This window comes from Paenibacillus germinis, from assembly GCF_013141785.1.
GTDB lineage: Bacteria > Bacillota > Bacilli > Paenibacillales > NBRC-103111 > Paenibacillus_E > Paenibacillus_E phytorum.
On the sequence record NZ_WHOC01000111.1, the window covers coordinates 17501 to 35100 of the forward strand.

The 17600-nt window shown below is 46.5% G+C and carries 14 protein-coding genes and 3 pseudogenes; 15 read left to right on the forward strand and 2 right to left on the reverse strand.

The genetic code is table 11. From position 1 onward, the window contains the following. Positions 1-23: 23 nt before the first annotated feature. The 12 genes and pseudogenes from GC102_RS21885 to GC102_RS21935 all read left to right on the forward strand — a co-directional run bounded on the left by GC102_RS21885 (position 24) and on the right by GC102_RS21935 (position 15144). Positions 24-1496 (forward strand): arylsulfatase, encoded by a 1473-nt coding sequence (locus GC102_RS21885; RefSeq protein WP_171691376.1) that lies wholly within the window; start codon positions 24-26, stop codon positions 1494-1496. 290 nt (positions 1497-1786) lie between these two features. Further along, the gene (locus tag GC102_RS40105; protein ID WP_281367690.1) at positions 1787-1918 is read left to right on the forward strand and encodes a hypothetical protein; all 132 of its coding nucleotides are present in this window, start codon (positions 1787-1789) and stop codon (positions 1916-1918) included. Between the two features lie 379 nt (positions 1919-2297). Beyond that, positions 2298-3413: a 4-hydroxyphenylpyruvate dioxygenase gene (gene hppD / locus GC102_RS21890; protein WP_171691377.1), complete on the forward strand. Its 1116-nt coding sequence runs from the start codon at positions 2298-2300 to the stop codon at positions 3411-3413. 89 nt (positions 3414-3502) lie between these two features. Next, complete coding sequence (locus GC102_RS21895; RefSeq protein WP_171691378.1) at positions 3503-4456, forward strand: hypothetical protein; 954 nt, start codon at positions 3503-3505, stop codon at positions 4454-4456. Between the two features lie 3 nt (positions 4457-4459). Continuing rightward, positions 4460-5725 carry a fumarylacetoacetase gene (gene fahA / locus GC102_RS21900; protein ID WP_171691379.1) on the forward strand — a complete coding sequence of 422 codons (1266 nt, stop codon included), beginning with the start codon at positions 4460-4462 and terminating at the stop codon, positions 5723-5725. Between the two features lie 48 nt (positions 5726-5773). Next, positions 5774-6931: a homogentisate 1,2-dioxygenase gene (locus GC102_RS21905; protein ID WP_171691380.1), complete on the forward strand. Its 1158-nt coding sequence runs from the start codon at positions 5774-5776 to the stop codon at positions 6929-6931. An 89-nt stretch (positions 6932-7020) separates the two neighbouring features. Beyond that, positions 7021-7200, forward strand: a pseudogene (locus tag GC102_RS21910) (sigma factor); the annotation flags it as partial. 594 nt (positions 7201-7794) lie between these two features. Then, positions 7795-10044 (forward strand): AraC family transcriptional regulator, encoded by a 2250-nt coding sequence (locus GC102_RS21915; RefSeq protein WP_171691381.1) that lies wholly within the window; start codon positions 7795-7797, stop codon positions 10042-10044. A gap of 174 nt (positions 10045-10218) precedes the next feature. Continuing rightward, positions 10219-11151, forward strand: coding sequence for an ABC transporter permease (locus GC102_RS21920; protein WP_171691390.1), 933 nt, complete (start codon positions 10219-10221; stop codon positions 11149-11151). Positions 11152-11158: 7 nt separating this feature from the next. Then, on the forward strand, positions 11159-12019 hold the full coding sequence (locus GC102_RS21925; RefSeq protein WP_171691382.1) for a carbohydrate ABC transporter permease: 861 nt from the start codon (positions 11159-11161) through the stop codon (positions 12017-12019). A gap of 40 nt (positions 12020-12059) precedes the next feature. Further along, on the forward strand, positions 12060-13604 hold the full coding sequence (locus GC102_RS21930; protein WP_171691383.1) for a type 2 periplasmic-binding domain-containing protein: 1545 nt from the start codon (positions 12060-12062) through the stop codon (positions 13602-13604). Between the two features lie 82 nt (positions 13605-13686). After that, the gene (locus GC102_RS21935; RefSeq protein ID WP_171691384.1) at positions 13687-15144 is read left to right on the forward strand and encodes an arylsulfatase; all 1458 of its coding nucleotides are present in this window, start codon (positions 13687-13689) and stop codon (positions 15142-15144) included. A gap of 288 nt (positions 15145-15432) precedes the next feature. Here GC102_RS21935 and GC102_RS21940 read toward each other — a convergent pair. Both GC102_RS21940 and GC102_RS21945 read right to left on the reverse strand, forming a co-directional pair. Beyond that, a pseudogene (locus GC102_RS21940) lies at positions 15433-15588 on the reverse strand (IS6 family transposase); the annotation flags it as partial. Position 15589: 1 nt separating this feature from the next. Continuing rightward, positions 15590-15691, reverse strand: a pseudogene (locus tag GC102_RS21945) (IS6 family transposase); the annotation flags it as partial. A 293-nt stretch (positions 15692-15984) separates the two neighbouring features. Between GC102_RS21945 and GC102_RS21950 the strand changes: the two are divergent. The 3 genes from GC102_RS21950 to GC102_RS21960 are packed head-to-tail and all read left to right on the forward strand — an operon-like array spanning position 15985 to position 17407. Then, the gene (locus GC102_RS21950; RefSeq protein ID WP_171691385.1) at positions 15985-16764 is read left to right on the forward strand and encodes a MerR family transcriptional regulator; all 780 of its coding nucleotides are present in this window, start codon (positions 15985-15987) and stop codon (positions 16762-16764) included. Further along, complete coding sequence (locus tag GC102_RS21955) at positions 16761-17090, forward strand: DMT family transporter (RefSeq protein WP_171691386.1); 330 nt, start codon at positions 16761-16763, stop codon at positions 17088-17090. The genes GC102_RS21950 and GC102_RS21955 overlap by 4 nt, the downstream gene beginning before the upstream one ends. Beyond that, positions 17090-17407 carry a DMT family transporter gene (locus GC102_RS21960; protein WP_171691387.1) on the forward strand — a complete coding sequence of 106 codons (318 nt, stop codon included), beginning with the start codon at positions 17090-17092 and terminating at the stop codon, positions 17405-17407. Before GC102_RS21955 ends, GC102_RS21960 begins: the two co-directional genes overlap by 1 nt. Positions 17408-17600 lie beyond the last annotated feature (193 nt).

Below are 17600 nucleotides of genomic sequence, written 5' to 3' on the forward strand. Positions count from 1 at the left end.
TCTATAAAAGGTAGCGTGATTTCATGTCTGTAGAACAACCGAACATTCTGTTGCTGATGACCGACCAACAACGATGGGATACATTAGGGTGCTATGGGAATAACACAGTCGAAACTGTTAATCTGGACGCTCTGGCCTCGGAAGGTACGGTTTTTGAACACGCTTATACACCTTCACCTTCATGTGTTCCAACCCGAGCAAGTCTAATGACAGGAATGGACCCTTGGCATACCGGCGTTTTGGGGATGGGTGGAGGGCAGGGACCGATGGAAACTGGCTTTGCTCACACATTGCCCGGAGAATTAGCCCGAGCCGGCTATCATACGCAGGGCGTCGGGAAAATGCATTTTTACCCTCAACGGGCATTAAACGGCTTTCATAACACGATCCTAGACGAATCAGGTCGAATTGAGGATCCTAACTTTGTTTCTGACTACAAAAGCTGGTTTGACCAACATAAGACCGGAGCTTATGATTTTGTCGATCATGGAATCCATTGGAATTCCTGGATGGCTAGACCTTATCATGCTCCGGAGTTTCTTCATCCGACGAATTGGACCGTTAATGAATCCATTTCATTTATTAAGCGCAGAGATCCCAGAAAGCCCTTTTTTCTTAAAACTTCCTTTGCCAGACCGCATTCTCCTTACGATGCGCCCCCTTTTTACTTTGATCTGTATCAAAATAAAGAAATTCCCATGCCAGTTGTTGGGAGCTGGGCTTCGATGCATGATCAGCCTGTTGACGCAGCAAGTCCCGTCGCTTGGAGAGGGATACGAAAGCCAGAGGAAATTCGGCGTGCTCGTGCGGGCTACTACGGGCTCATTCATCATATAGACCACCAGATAGGCCGTTTGCTGGATTGCTTGCGACGTGAGGGCGTCTACCATAACACGATGATTGTGTTTTTATCGGATCATGGCGATATGTTAGGCGATCACCATCTGTGGAGAAAAACCTATGCGTACGAAGGATCCTCACACATTCCTATGATTATTAAAATGCCGGCAGTCTTTGGCAAAGGTAAGGCAAGAATAAGTGAACCTGTTACCGTTCAGGATGTTATGCCGACTATATTGAATACGGTGGGAGTGGATACTCCCCATTCAGTGGATGGTAAAAGCATGGTCCCGCTCATTGTAGGCAATGGAACGGATTGGCGTTCTTATGTTCATGGCGAACATAACACTTGTTATTCGGAGGAACAAGAGATGCAGTATGTGACGGACGGAAGCACGAAATATATCTGGTTTCCACGTTTGGATACGGAACAATTGTTTGATCTGAATGTCGATCCTGGTGAATGCCATGATCTTTCCAATGAACCAGGGGCTCAATTAGAGCTGCAGCGTTGGAGGGACAGATTGATTGCAGAGCTGGTACCAAGAGGAGCGGGGCTTACCGACGGCAAGCGTCTGCTCAGCCAAGCGGGTAAACCGTTTTTGGTATCGCCACATTATAAAGCGCGGGTATCCGGCGAATCTGCATTACAATGATAAGAACATGAATGCTTGAAACACATCTCATCGGCATAGTTGCTATAGTGTGAAAAAGTAGAAGGCTCCGAAGCGGTGTTTTTCTTTGAGTTATGAAAAATTTCAAAAATGAGCTGACTTGAGAAAATGAACGTTCGGACGTACCATAAAACCAATTTTGAAATACAGAGGGCATTTTTTTCGAAAATTCAGCTTGCATAACCAATACGTCGCTTATGGTATTTTGAAAAAACAATATTTAAGAGGGATTTCAGTGTTGGGGTAGGAACAAAATGGAGATAAAGACACCGATGAAATTAGAAGATCTAATTAATGAAATTGATACCGGAGAAGTAATTACTTTAACAAGAGAAGAGATAAGAGCCGCAGAAGATGAAGAACAACTTGAAAAGTATCCGGATAATTCTTCTGTGGAGCCTTGAGGATTACAAGTAAACGATTTACCTTCTTTTGAGTGCTAGAACCCTAAAACGTAAATTGAAATAGCTCTATTAACACAAAAAAAGGCTGACTCATAAGTGAGATTGCTCACTTTCGGGGCAGCTTTTCTTTTTTGTTAAAGATCCAATAACATAGAAGTTTGTCATCTTGAACGGCAAAATCATATGCTTTAGGAGGACGGAAAAATGATGGAGAAATTAAAGTGTGAATTTTGATACACTCTACAAGCAATTTATCAGGTTAAAGCGGATGTGCGTCGACACGTGTATACTCTATCGTATGTTTTTGCAGGATTTTTTGAATCGCACTATACTCAAAATGAAGAAAAAGGATATTATTCCCAAGGAGGCTGTAAAGATAATGAAAAAGGAAGCTTCGAACAAAAACGGAAAGCAGCAGGACTTCTTCCCGATTCATGACTTTGATTATGTCGAATATTATGTTGGGAATGCCAAGCAAACAAGCTACTTTTTGAGCAAAGCTTTCGGATTCAAGATTGTTGCTTATGCCGGGTTGGAAACTGGTCAGCGGGATAGAGTTTCTTATGTGCTGGAACAGAAGAAAACCCGGTTTGTCGTGTCCGGTTCGTTGAAAGATGATCATCCGATCAGCGATTTTGTGAAAAAGCATGGCGAAGGAGTAAAAGACATTGCACTTCGTATAGAAGACGTTGAAAAGGCGTACATGGAGGCTATCTCAAGGGGGGCTATCCCGATTCAGGAGCCGCAAGTTTTAACAGATGAAAACGGTACAGTCATAAAAGCAATCATAGGTACTTATGGTGATACGGTGCATACGCTTGTTGATAGAAAGAATTACAAGGGGATTTTTATGCCTGGTTATCATCAGGTTGATCACATGATTCCTTATGAGGAAGCGGGCCTGATTGGCGTCGATCATGTTGTTGGAAATGTGGAACAGATGGAAGAGTGGGTTTCCTATTACGAAAACGTTATGGGATTTACACAAATGATTCATTTTGATGATAAGGATATCAGTACGGAGTACTCGGCGCTCATGTCGAAAGTCATGCATAACGGAGGACGCATTAAATTCCCTCTGAACGAACCGGCAACCGGAAAGCGCAAATCGCAGATTGAAGAGTTTCTTGAATTTTATAATGGCGCGGGTGTTCAGCATGTAGCGATCTTGACAAACGATATCGTGCATACAGTGCATAAGCTTCGCTCTAATGGCGTAGAATTTCTTGACACTCCGGATGCCTACTATGAAATGCTTTCCGCTCGGGTAGGTACGATCGATGAAGACATTCAAAAGCTTCACGAAAATAAGATTCTGGTTGATCGTGATGATGAAGGATATTTATTGCAAATTTTTACAAAGCCTGTCGTAGACCGTCCTACTTTATTCTTTGAGATCATCCAGCGCAAAGGATCTAGAGGTTTCGGAGAAGGCAATTTCAAAGCATTGTTTGAATCGATTGAAAGAGAACAGGCGCGCCGTGGGAATCTATAAATTACCCCACAAAGTGACGTATGCCTTCGAAGTCTATTCCGATTACTTTGCGGGGACCCCGAAACTATTTAATCTTAGGAGGCGCGGCGATGTACCAGAGCGTTCGGCTATTCATGGAGAAGCTAATTGATTATGCGGGGCTTTTTCCTCCGGCAGGGCTGCCGATTGAAGCAGCAATCCGGAATTACCAAGCATATAGTCTCGATCAAGATAGCTGGATGATAGGCAAATTTATTATCCCTGTCTCACGGTTGCAAGAACTAGTCCCTTATATGCCATTGTTTTCGAGAGATCATCCACTTATGCTGTCGGTCATTGGAGATCGAAGCAGCGATGCTGATGAATGTAAGGAACTGTTGGCGGAGAGCCTCGAGAAGATTCAATCGTTAGGAGATCAATTTCAAGCACTAGCCCAGATTGGTGTGCTCGATTTACCGCTGCCGCCGATTCCGTTACAAGCTCATCTTCTGGAGGCGATCGGAAGAGGGACATCTAAGCACGGGTTGCAGACATTCTGCGAATTGACGTATGCGTTAAATGCGGAATGGGAATCAAGAATGCTCGCTGCTTTGGATGAAATTGCTGCATATAATGAAACAAGTGGATTGAGTTTTGGTATTAAACTAAGAACCGGAGGCATTACAGCCGATGCATTCCCTACAGCCAATCAGGTTGCCCTTATACTGGCAGGGTGCAGGGACAGAGAGCTCTCATTGAAATTTACAGCAGGGCTGCATCATCCTGTTCGCATGTACCGCAATGAAGTTAAGACGAAGATGCATGGATTTCTTAATGTGTTTTTTGCGGGATTACTGGCTTACTCGTACAAGTTGGAGATTCAAAATATTGCGGAAATCCTTGAAGACGAGCTTCCGGAAAGCTTCAAATTTTCAAATGACGGCTTGCATTGGAGGCATCTCTCTATGACTTCTTTTGAAATCCAGGCCTATCGCAATGAGGGAGTATGCTCTTATGGGAGCTGCAGCTTCGATGAACCGCGTGACGAGATGCGAGAATTTCAATTACTGGAGCAGAGGAGTTAAACCATGGTCCGTTCTTTTATACAAGTGGAGCCGGATTCGCATTTTCCTATACAAAACCTGCCATATGGTGTATTTCGCCCTCTAAAAGGCGGACTACCGCGAATCGGCGTTGCGATCGGAAAGTATGTGCTGGATCTGTCCGTACTAGACACTGCCGGCTGTTTTGACCAGATAGCAGTGTCCGGTAAAAACATTTTTAGTCAACCGTCGTTGAATGCGCTAATGTCTTTTAGCCGTCCAGTTTGGAAGGAGCTTCGTGCAACCATTAGGCGGCTGTTGGATGCGGAAGTACCGACTTTACGGGATAATGAAGAACTGCGATCCACCGCCATATATTTTCAAAACGAGGTAGAGATGCTGCTGCCTGCAGAGATTGGCGATTATACGGACTTCTATGCTTCAAAAGACCATGCAACTAATGTTGGCATTATGTTCCGCGGTAAGGAAAATGCGCTTATGCCGAATTGGCTGCATCTGCCTGTGGGTTATCACGGGAGAGCCAGCTCTGTAGTTATCAGCGGATCGGATGTTCGCCGTCCTCAAGGACAGATGAAGCCGCCAGACTCGGCTGCGCCTATCTTCGGCTCAAGCCGTCAGCTGGACTTCGAACTGGAAATGGGCTGTCTGATAGGAACAGGGAATAAACAAGGTGTGCCGGTCTCTGTTGAAGAAGCCGAAGATTATATATTTGGGCTTGTACTCGTAAACGATTGGAGCGCTCGGGATATCCAGTCATGGGAATACCAGCCGCTAGGACCTTTCCTGGCTAAAAATTTCGCTACCTCCATATCGCCATGGGTCGTGCCTCTTGAAGCATTGGAGCTATTCCGCGTTCCTGCTCCGAAGCAGGATCCAGAACCGCTTCCATATTTGCGGCAGAACAGCCCAGGTTCTTTTAATATCCAATTAGAGGTTAATTTGCAGAGTGAATCCATGAAGCGACCGGCCCGTATCTCGGCTAGTAACTTCAGCAATTTGTATTGGACGATGGCACAGCAGATCGCTCATCATACGATAGGCGGCTGTAATTTACGTCCAGGGGATTTGTTGGCTTCCGGAACGATTAGCGGCCCTGAGAAGGAATCAAGAGGCAGTATGTTGGAATTGACATGGCGTGGTAGTGATCCGCTACAATTGGACAATGGCGATGAACGTGTTTGGCTGGAGGATGGCGACTGTTTAACGATCACCGGCTGGTGTCAGGGAGACGGCTTTAGAGTCGGCTTCGGGGAGGTAACCGGTCGTGTGCTGCCGGCAATTCTAAATTGATGCTTACGAAGCAAGCTTTCTTACGAAAACTCTTAGGAGGGAGTTAATATGCCTTTTTATCACCATATGGGCGAGATTCCCAAGAAAAGACATACGCAGTTCAGGAAACAAGACGGTTCTTTGTACCGGGAACAAGTCATGGGGACAAAGGGTTTTTCGGGCATACAGTCTATCCTTTATCATCATTCCGCTCCGACGGACATCGTTAAGGCCGATATCTATGCACCATTTAAGATAGAGTTTGAAGAACAAGGAGCTCTGACATACAGGCACTTTCTGGCTGGACAGTACGTTGATACGGGAGATGCGGTAAACGGCAGGCACTACATGCTTGGGAATGAAGATATATTAATATCCGTTTCCAATCCGACCCAAACCATGGATTATTATTATCGCAACGGGGACGGGGATGAATTGTTGTTTGTTCATCGAGGGACGGGAAAAGTTGAGTCTATGTTTGGCACACTCAGCTACCGTCCAGGGGATTACATCGTGATTCCGGTGGGCACGATTTATCGGATCGTTCCGGAGCCAGGTGATTCTAAATTTTTGAACGTAGAAACGAATAGTTGGATTAGCACACCAAAGCGCTATCGGAATGAGCATGGACAGCTTCTAGAGCATAGCCCTTTCTGTGAAAGAGATATTCGGCTGCCTGAAACATTGGAATGCCATACGGATTTCGGCGAATATGAGGTTAGAACCAAAACCAGAGGGTATTTGCACTCCCATATCTACAACTATCATCCATTGAACGTCGTTGGTTGGGACGGCTATTTGTACCCTTATATTTTCAACATTGGAGATTTTGAACCGATAACAGGTCGAATTCATATGCCGCCACCCATTCACGAAACTTTCACAGGGAATAACTTTGTCGTTTGCTCGTTTGTTCCGAGATTGTTTGATTACCATCCGGACTCCATTCCGTCTCCGTATTATCATAACAATGTGGACAGTGATGAAGTGCTCTACTACGTCGAAGGCAATTTTATGAGCCGCAAAGGTGTTAAGCAAGGCTCGATTACCTTGCATCCGTCAGGGATTCCTCATGGACCGCATCCAGGTAAAATTGAAGCCAGCATCGGAAAAAAAGAGACTTTAGAGTTAGCGGTTATGATTGATACTTTCCGTCCCTTAAGTGTGGTGAAAGGAGCTGCACACCTAGAGGATCAAAATTATCCATACAGCTGGGTTCAAAAATAGCTAGGAAGCCCTAGGAAAGGGTTCTCCTAATACGATAATTGAACATATTCCGGAAAACGGACACTGACGGTGTCCTGCCTACTACGTTGCTTTGTGTACACAACCTCAAAAAATTCGACAATACAGGAGAAGATTTGGAGGATTTGATCTCCATCGGGACCATTGGATTGATTAAGGCGATTGAGTCGTTTTCGCCGAACAAAGGGACCAAGCTCGCGACTTTCGCGGCTCGCTGTATCGAGAACGAGATTCTTATGCAGCTACGCTCATGAGCAGGGCAGGACGGATTTTTTTGATTACGTATGATCGTTTGATTACGGAGCAGGCGAAGCGAGTGGTACGTTTTCGGGATGGGCGATTGCAGGAGAATGTTTAGTTAATGAATGAAAAGACCGGGACTCCATGGGATATGGGATTCCGGTCTTTTGTGCGCTTGGAAGTGCAATCGACTAAGAAGTGAAAGTCTCTAGTTCACCGCGAGGTGACGGAAGTGCATAGCTGACACATAGTGAGTAGTCCGTGAGGATAGGTGCGGAGGATGTGAAGGCCAAACCCGGAACAGATGGTATAGCATGTTGGCTGACGAAGCTGGAGTACCCTGCAAAAGAAAGGAATGTCCAATACCACCAATAGCTTCGGAGTTAGGAGGACTGGTTTTGGGGGAAAGTCGGTTGATGTGACCCAAGGAAATTTCACCGTTTCCGCTGAGACGGTAATTTCTTACCAAGACGCTTAACTGGCTGCTCCTTCTGTACGTTCGTTGAAGTCATTCGGTTAAGCGTTGAGATTGCTGCGTGCGACTTCCTTTCGAGCATGATATTATAAACAAAAGGTTTAGAAGCAAGTAGTAAGGAGGAACTAGTTTGAAGTGGAAACCGAAGAAACTGTTTCGCAAAGCTGCCTTTCGCAAGCATCTCATTTTGTTCTTTGTTACGATACTCATTCCGGCAGTCCTATTCCTTTCCTTCAATTTATATAGGTCATCGAAACAGCTGACGAGTGAAATTGAGAACGCATCAGCTAATCGATTGGACCGGATCGGACGCCATATAGACAGTTTGAGTGAAAATATGAATCAACTTGCGACACAGCTTTCCTTGACACCTTCGATTTATGATCTGTTAAACCGCCCGTATGACCTTTCGGTTTACGACTATTCGGTTATTAAAGAACAGCTTCGTGGATGGACAACGTCCAATTCGATCTTTTATTCGCTTGCCTTGTATATTTACCAAAACGACATGGTGTTGACGACAAATGAAGGGCTGTACAAAACATCTGATTATTATGACAGCGCTTTTATTACGAGCCTAAGACAACAATCGAAAGAACGGCACACTTCATGGACGGGCGTTCGTACGGTAAAAGGGATCTCAGGAACGCCAGATGAACAGATGCTCACCTTTGCTCGATCCATTCCGGCTACGATGCAAACGCCGCTAGGGATGCTCGTCATCGACATTCAAAAGATAAGCTTTATACAAACGCTGCTTAACCTGCCAACAGATGCAGCGGAGCCTACGTTGGTGCTTGATCCTCAGAACGGGCTCATCTCCCATTCGATCGAAGGGTTGGATGCCGAAGGACTGGCTCAGCATCTAGCACTGGGAGAGCTGCGGACAGATGTCATGACGATTGCTGGCGACCGGTATTTTGTAACGGCACATAAAGGTCTAACGTATGGTTGGACTACGTTGCAGTTGACACCCTATCATGTGTACAGCGATCAGATGAAAGTGGATGTGGGCCGTGCACTGTTTATTTTGCTTCTGATTATGCTTGCGGGATTAGGTGTTTCTTACTTATTCGCCTCCATTCTTTATGATCCATGGCGAAGGATGGCCGAGCAGTTGAGAGAATTCGTGATTCGGCCGTTCGATACAGGCAAAACGGATGATTTCCGTATCGTGGACGATGCCATTGGCAACCTGATTTCAACCGTAAGGCAAAATGTGCCGATCATCCGGGATCACTTGGTACAGGAGCTCCTGCATCATCATTTGCCCAACGACCATGATGTCATTGAACGATTCGCGCAGACAGGGCTTCGTTTCGAACATCCGAATTTTCTTGTCCTCCTCATAGCCGCAGAAACACGTGTCCGGGAAGATGAGCAGGGGAATAGTGTTTACTTGTACAGTTTGGCAGAGGGGATATTGACCTCCCACTTCTCAGTGGCTGGGACGATTATAGACCGGAGCATGTTTGGCTTCATCCTCAACTTGCCTTCGATGGTGCTTCAAGCAGAGGATCAAGAGCGTTTGGAGCAGTGCTACCGTCAAATGAAGAGTGAGGCGCAAGATCGTTGGTCTGTTTGGCTTCATGCCGTGGTCGGAGGCGTTCGATCATTGGAAATGGTACATGAAGCCTATGAGCTGGCTCGCCGAGCTGTTACCTACAAAGCATTTCTAGTTAGTTCGGATATGGTGTATGCAGATGGAACTCGGGAAGAGCTGAAGTTCGACTATCCGGTGTCGTACCAAAAGCTGTTTCTGAACACGATATTGGCAGGAGACCGCCAAGCAGCTGAAGATTTGGTGTCGCAGTTGTTCGAGAAATATATTCATCAGAATCGCTATTCGCTGCCAAAGCTGCAGCAGATGATTGTGATGCTAATGAGCCATACATTGGGCTCGCTCGTCCAGGAAGGTTACGATATTGGAGAGCTAATGGATGAAGTAAGCTTGCTGAATTTGCAGAAATACCGAGATAGCACCGATCTACAATCCTATATTCATGCTACCCTCGACTTAATGATGGATTATGTCCACGAAGTTCGAAAAGAGCGGAGCTTTCCGCCTTATATTCGAGAAGCGTTGATGTACATGGAGCAGCATTATGAACGCAATATCGCCATTTCGGATGTTGCTGAAGCAGTAGGAATCAGCAGCGGACATTTAGGCCGACTGTTCAAGGCGGAAACAGGCAAAGCCCCATTGGAATATTTGACAGAATACCGTTTGGAGCAGGGCAAGAGGCTGCTAGGGGATGCCAGCAAATCGCTGCAAAGTATTAGCGAGGCAATTGGTTATAACGACGTGCATACGTTCATTCGGTTTTTCAAAAAATACGAGGGTATTACCCCTGGCGAGTACCGTAAAAAGATGATGTAGCCTTTTGGATGCCGATGTACACTTTCGAACATAGCCTGAAATAAAGCGGAAATTCCCCATTCTGATCGTAGAGTGGGGATTTACTGTTTTTTTGGAAGCGGTTACGCTAAAGGTGCAATCACGTGATGTAACAAGCATAGCGACATATGAAAAGGAGGTTGGAATGTGAACGGAATGTCTTCGGTCCCTGCAACTAGCACAAAGCCAGTAACCAAGCTAGGGAGGCAATGGAGAGAATGGAGCAAGCACAAATACTACTTTGTTCTTCTACTGCCGGGTCTTGCGTACTTCGCTTTATTTCATTATTGGCCGATGGCTGGCATTACAGTCGCGTTCAAAGATTTTCGCTTGCTGGAGGGGATCATGGGAAGCCCCTGGGCTGGCCTGAAATGGTTCCGCATTTTATTCGAGGCTCCGGATTTCTGGACCGCGATGAAGAACACGATCATTATCAGCTTCTACAAACTCATTTTTAATTTTCCAGCTCCAATTGTTCTCGCCTTGTTGTTGAATGAAGTGTATAATTCGACCTTCAAACGCTGGGTGCAGACGATCGTGTATTTCCCTCATTTCTTGTCATGGGTAATCTTAGGGGGTATCTTGTTTTCGTTATTCTCATCGGGCTCTGGCTTGATCAGCTTCTTGGGCATGAAGACATCACCATTGATGGATCCCGGTTCGTTCCGCAGCTTTCTTGTACTCAGTGAGATGTGGAAGGAGATGGGATGGGGGACGATTATTTATTTGGCCGCCATCTCAGGCATTAATCCAGAGTTGTACGAAGCAGCGCGAATGGATGGTGCTAATCGCTTTCATTTGGTAAGGTATATCACGCTGCCTTCGATTACCAACACGATCGTCATTCTGCTTATCTTGCGTACCGGGCAGATCCTTCATGTTGGCTTCGAGCAAATTTTCATCTTATATAATCCGCTCGTCTTCGACGTGTCTGACGTTTTGGACACCTATGTGTATCGACTTGGCTTAACGATGGGAAGATATTCCTTCGCGACAGCCGCCGGGTTATTCCAATCTTTCGTAGGCTTACTACTGCTGCTTGTCACAAATGGTGTGGCTAGACGTATGGGTGAGCGTGGAATATGGTGAGGTGCCTATGAGAAAACGATTTTCATCCATACTTTTTGATGCTGGGAACAGCCTGTTCCTCCTCCTACTGAGCGCCATTACACTGTATCCGTTGTGGCACGAAATTTCGCTATCTTTAAGCTCGAAGGCGGAGGCGCTACGAGGAGGCTTCTTCTTTTGGCCCCGTGGATTAACGATACAGGCTTATACAAGTGTACTGTCCTCGGACTACATTTGGGTCGCCTATGGGAATACCATTTTCATTACCGTTGTGGGCACGGTATTATCCTTGTTCGTCACGTCGAGTATGGCGTATCCACTAGCTAAGCGAACGTTGCCATGGAAAAACCTATGGCTGAGCTTGATCGTCTTTACGATGATTTTCAGCGGAGGTATGATTCCTGTATACTTGGTCGTGAAGCAGCTTGGTCTGCTGAATTCCTTGTGGGCGCTTATTCTTCCTAACTTAGTAACCGCTTTCAATGTTATTATTGTCATAAACTTTATTCGTGGGATTCCGGAAGAGGTTGAGGAGTCGGCTGTGATGGACGGCGCCAACCCGATCCGTATTTATCTCTTCATCATCGTACCCTTGTGCAAACCTGTTTTGGCGACGTTGGCGCTTTGGATTGCCGTCGGGCTGTGGAACAATTTCTTCCAGGCGCTCATTTATTTGAACGACAAGTCGCAAACGACACTGCCTTTGTTGATTAGGCAAATTATTTCGGGTCAGCAGCTTGCCGAGCAGACGGGGCAATTGGCCGACTCCTCTACGGAATCCGTTATTGCTGCTACGATTATTCTTTCGATTATTCCAATTTTAGCGATTTATCCGTTTCTACAGCGATATTTTGTGAAGGGTGTTATGCTCGGTTCCGTCAAATCGTAAGGTAGATCAAATTTAGAAATGACTAGGGAGGTCTTGGTATATGAAAAAGAAATGGAAAATGCCAGCAGCATTAGCAGGTGCAGCGATTCTAGCTGTAACAACGGTTGGATGCGGAGACTCTGTGAAGACAACGAAGGAAGATGCGAAGCAGACGAGTGTCGATAAGCCGGTCACTTATAAGTTCTTGCGCAGCAGCGGAATTGCCGAATACCCAGCCGATGGCGGGGAAGCAAGAAAAGTACTGACAGAAGCCGCTGCCAAAGCTGGTGTGAAAGGTGTGGACTATGTCGCGCAGCAAGCACCTGGGGACGATTATCAGACGAAGCTCAACTTACTAGCCTCCTCCAATGAACTACCGGACTTCTTCGATATCGACGCTAAAACGTTAAGCCGATTTGTTGAGCAGGGCTTGGTGCAGCCGATCGACGAATATTTGAAAAAAGCGCCACACTTGATGAAGTTGATTCCTCAGTATTATTGGGATCAAGTGACATTTAACGGTAAAATATACGCCCTTCCTAACGGGATGAGATCCGAAACATTCAACAGCCCGAACGTAACGTCGGTTCTAGTACGTGGAGATTGGCTGGAAGCGGTTGGTATGAAGGCTCCTACGACAGTGAATGAGATGCATGATGTGCTGCAAGCATTCGTTACGAAAGATCCAGATAAGAATGGGAAGAACGATACCCTAGGTTTAAGTGGGACCAAGTTATCGCGCTACAATTCGATCTTCGGGGCTTACGGCGTGATCCCATCCTTCTGGACGGAGCGAGACGGTCAGATCAAAAAAGGCTTTACCCTGCCGGAAACGAAGCAAGCGCTCGCTTTGCTTCAGCAGTGGTACAAGGAAGGTTTGATTGACCCCGACTTCCCAGTGATGGAAACAAAGCAGTTGAATGAGAAAATTATCAATTCGAAAGTCGGTTTATTCGAGAATGATGCCTATTTGGTAGACCCTAAAGCGAATCCGACTTCGGAAGCATTAAAAAAGACAACCCCAGCCTCCAAGCTTAGCCTCATTGCACCTCCCAAAGGGCCGGATGGTAAGTTGGGCAATCCGGAGACGAATGCAGTAGCTGCTGCTCCGCTGCGCGCTTTGTCTGTGAAGGCGCAAAATCCGGAGAAGCTGTTCCGCTTCTTGGATTGGTTGGTGGATGACAGCGAAGGTGGAGGTTTCAATCTAGGGCTGTACGGTGTTGAAGGAACGGATTATACGTATGATAAGACGAAGAACCTGATTACACAATCGACGAGTTATGCCGATCTGTACAAGAAAGGCTACAACAACCCGATCCGGATGGCATTCGTTGTTGACAGACGTTGGACGACGCAGGAAGTTCGAAATGGTATCGAAACAGCGTCGAAAAATATTATTCTGAACGCATTTTGGAAAACAGTTCCGGCTGAGCTGGATTACCCGGATCTCGAAACGAAGTTGTGGGCTGAATACTTCGTTAAGATTGTAACTGGTGTTTGGACGATTGATAAATTTGACGAGTTCGTGCTGAAGTACAATCAACAGGGCGGATCGCAGATTGAAAAACAAGCCAACGAAGAGTGGAAGAAATTGAAGAAAAAATAAGCGTAGTAACTGAGAAGATGAAGCTGGCGGATACGGTTCAACGGGATCTACCAGCTTCATGCTATAACGGGAGGCATATCGAATGAAACCGAATATATTGTTCATTACAGTGGATCAAATGCGGGGGGACTGCCTAAGCGCACTCGGTCATCCGATCGTACAGACGCCGAATCTGGATAAATTGGCGGAAGACGGTGTGTTGTTTCGTAACGCATATTCGGCAACGCCGACCTGCATTCCGGCGCGGGCGGCACTTTTAACAGGCATGAGCCAACGCTCACATGGACGAGTAGGTTACGAAGAGCATATCCCATGGACATACGAGCATACCTTGCCCGGTGAATTGGCGAATGCGGGGTATCACACGCAATGTGTCGGCAAGATGCATGTATATCCGACCCGCAACTTATGCGGATTCCACAATGTAGTGCTGCACGATGGCTACATGCATTACAACCGGGACAACAGCCGAACAGCACATGCGGAACATTTCAACGAATGTGATGATTATTTGAATTGGATACGGAATACGGAGCCAGGTACGTACGATCTGATGGACAACGGTCTCGATTGTAATGCATCAACAGTCGCGCTGCCATGGCATCTCCCAGAGCGTTTGCATCCGACGAATTGGGCGGTCACGCAATCGATTGATTTCCTACGGAGACGCGATCCTAGTAAGCCGTTCTTCCTGTGGACATCCTTCGTGCGTCCGCATCCGCCTTTCGATCCGCCTCAGGCCTACTTCGACATGTACCTCAATGAGGACATGCCGGATCCGCCGGTAGGCGATTGGGTAGATGTGCAGAGCGCCGAGAACGGATCGGTCCATCCAACGACCGGTATAAGCAAGCTGACGAAGAAACGTCTGAATCGAGCCAAGGCGGCTTACTATGCTCTTATTACCCATTTGGACTTTCAGATAGGACGACTGCTGAATGCGTTGAGCGAGTATGGTGTGCTGCGAAATACGGTCGTCGTGTTCACCTCTGACCATGGAGAAATGCTAGGCGACCATCATTTCTTCCGCAAAGCGCTCGCTTACGAGGGGAGCGCGAAAGTGCCTCTGATCGTGACTGATTATACAGGCCGACTGGGGTTGAACCGTGGTGCTGAAGAGGAGCGGATAACGGAGCTGCGCGACATTATGCCGACGCTGCTGGATGCGGCCGATGTGACTGTGCCTGACTCGGTTGAAGGCAAAAGCCTGCTGCCGCTCTGCCGTGAAGGTACAGATGTCGCATGGCGCGAGTACGTGCACGGGGAGCATGCTTATGGCGGCTTGTCCCACCACTACGTAACGAATGGTCGGGAGAAATACATCTGGTATTCGCAGTCTGGCGATGAACAGCTTTTCGACCTTACTCTCGACCCGGAGGAGCTGTCCAATAAGACGGGAGATCCAACCTGGCAGCTGAGCTTACAAAGTTGGAGAGAGCGGCTGGTTCGAAAGTTAGAAGGACGTGAAGAAGGATATGTACGCGATGGGGCACTCGTCAAAGGTCAGAAACCGAGGGCGGTGCTCAGTCATCTAAAATAAAATAGGAGCGCCTTAGTAGGACGGGGTGTCGATAGCACAATCGACTATTTTCCCCGGCATGATCGATTAGTTCTACAGGAAGGCTTGACCTTATCAGGGGTCAAGCCTTTTTGACGTCGTTAACCAAAAAGCCATTTTTTCATAGCGTTCCAAAAAAACTTAGATTTTACGTTCGTGCACCATTCGATATACTAAATATCCGAACTAAGGTTCAGATGACGACAAATAGAATTGCGGGTTGTAGTGCAAGAATTGAAAAAAAGCAATTTCCCAATAAATTGTAATTAACTATGCTATAATACCAAATATTTTATTAAGCCATTCAACTGCAGAGAGGACAGACGAATGCCCTTTCCTAATCATATGCATAGCCTCGATTCCCTTTAACGTCTGTTCTGCAGTTAGAAATGATTTGAAACCAAGCATCGGTTTTGTGATTTTCTTACTGACCTTTGACTTTGACATAGATTTCGTCAGTCCTCCAAGAATCGTTTGTAGGTTTCAAAAAGGGATGGATTCGTTTGTCGATTTCAGGTCCAAATTCATGATCGCCGATTCATATTGCTTCCATGTTATTAAGATATCCACCAAGAGAAAGGATTTTTTTTATTTTCCACGAATTGGGTTATAAATCGCTTTCTTTAAGCGTTGACCCAGCGAATCAGGATGCTGTTCGGTTATTGTTTTCTTCATGCTGCCGCACACGTCATCTATTAACCGGTGGGTCCTTTTCTTACTTTCGTGCAATCGGCGCTTGACTCTCACGTATACGTTAGAGTTTATGCTGGTGAGGAAGGAACGCCTTCCAACAGTTCTGTCAGCGCAAGGAGGCTGATTCTAGTGTACAGTGTTGGGCAATTATCGAAGGAGACCGGTATTACGATAAGGACATTGCATTATTATGACGAGCTCGGCCTGCTCAAGCCGTCCTTTACGACCGAAGCCGGTTATCGTTATTATGCGGAGGCCGACGTCATGAGGCTTCATGAAATTGTAGCGTTGAAGAAGATGGGATTTACCCTGTCCAAGATCAAGAACATGGTGGCGGACAATTCGGAAAGCGAGCGCAAAGAACGCTGGAAGTCCTCCGTCACGATGGAGCTGCGGGCGATCCGAAGCGAGCTGCAGCGGCTTGGCGATTTGGAGAAAATCCTCATCGTCTCCCTGCAGTCGATGGATATCAAAGGCGAACTTACCGCCGAGGATCTGTTTCTGTTCATTCGTTCCATTCAGAACGATTCGAGAAAGGAGCAGGAGAGTTTCAGGCTGAAATATTTTACGGAGGACGAATTGCTTATCATCGATAATTTGCCTCAGCTTGGTGAGAATAACTTGAGAACCGATACATGGGTTAGGCTGCTCGGCGATATTCGCGCAAACCGTCATGAACCGCCGCATTCACAGGTATCGCAGCAGCTGGCCAAGCGGGTGATCGACGTCTCGCGGGAGTTTTTCCAAGGAAACGATGAATTAATTGAGAAGTATTGGAACCTTGTCCGCCCGGATGATAGCCACACTGAGAAAATTTATGGAGTTGACACGGATACGATGGATTATATCAACCGAATAGTTATCTGGTATGAAGAGCACAAGGAAGATAGGGGAGAGACAACAGAATGAGCGATGTCAATAAAGCCTGGCTGTACGTCGTTATCGGCGGATTGCTGGAGATCGTATGGGCAGCAGGATTCAAATACAAGGAGATTCCTTCGATTGTCGTGTTGATTGCCCTTCTTACGAGCTTCGATTTAATTATAAGAGCGGTTAAATTCATTCCGGTCGGCACGGGTTATGCCGTATTTGCCGCTATGGGTACGATAGGAACGCTGCTCGTCGATACGTTCGCTTCCAAGGGAAGCATTAGTCCGCTAAAGGCGGGCATTATATTGTGCTTGCTGCTGTTTACTGTTGGATTGAAATATACAAGCAAAGGCAGTGAGCGCTAATGGCATGGAGCTATTTAATCGGGGCCGGACTGCTGGAGATCGTCGGTGTTATCGGAATCAAGAGAGTCGCGGAGAAGAACAACTTCATTAATAACGTAATTCTCATTGGCGGATTCATTATCAGCTTCAGTCTGCTGATGAAGGCGATAGAGACGATTCCTCTCTCCACCGCATATGCCGTTTGGACGGGGATCGGAACGGTTGGAGCAGCCGTGGTGGGCATGATTTTATTCAAGGAATCGAAATCACCGCTGCGGATGTTCTGTATCTTGGGCGTCATCGCCTGCGTCGTCGGTTTAAAGCTTACGGAAGCGTAAGACGGAATGATGAGGGATGGGGGTTGATCCATATCCTTTTTCTGTAAATAGATGGGTGAGGGAGAGTAAATATGCCAACAAAATCAAATGCAATTCAGCCGATTCCCGAAGGCTATCGCACTGTTACTCCTTGAATTATCACAAAAGATACAGTCCAACTCCTCGATTTCGTAAAAAGAGCGTTTAATGCTCA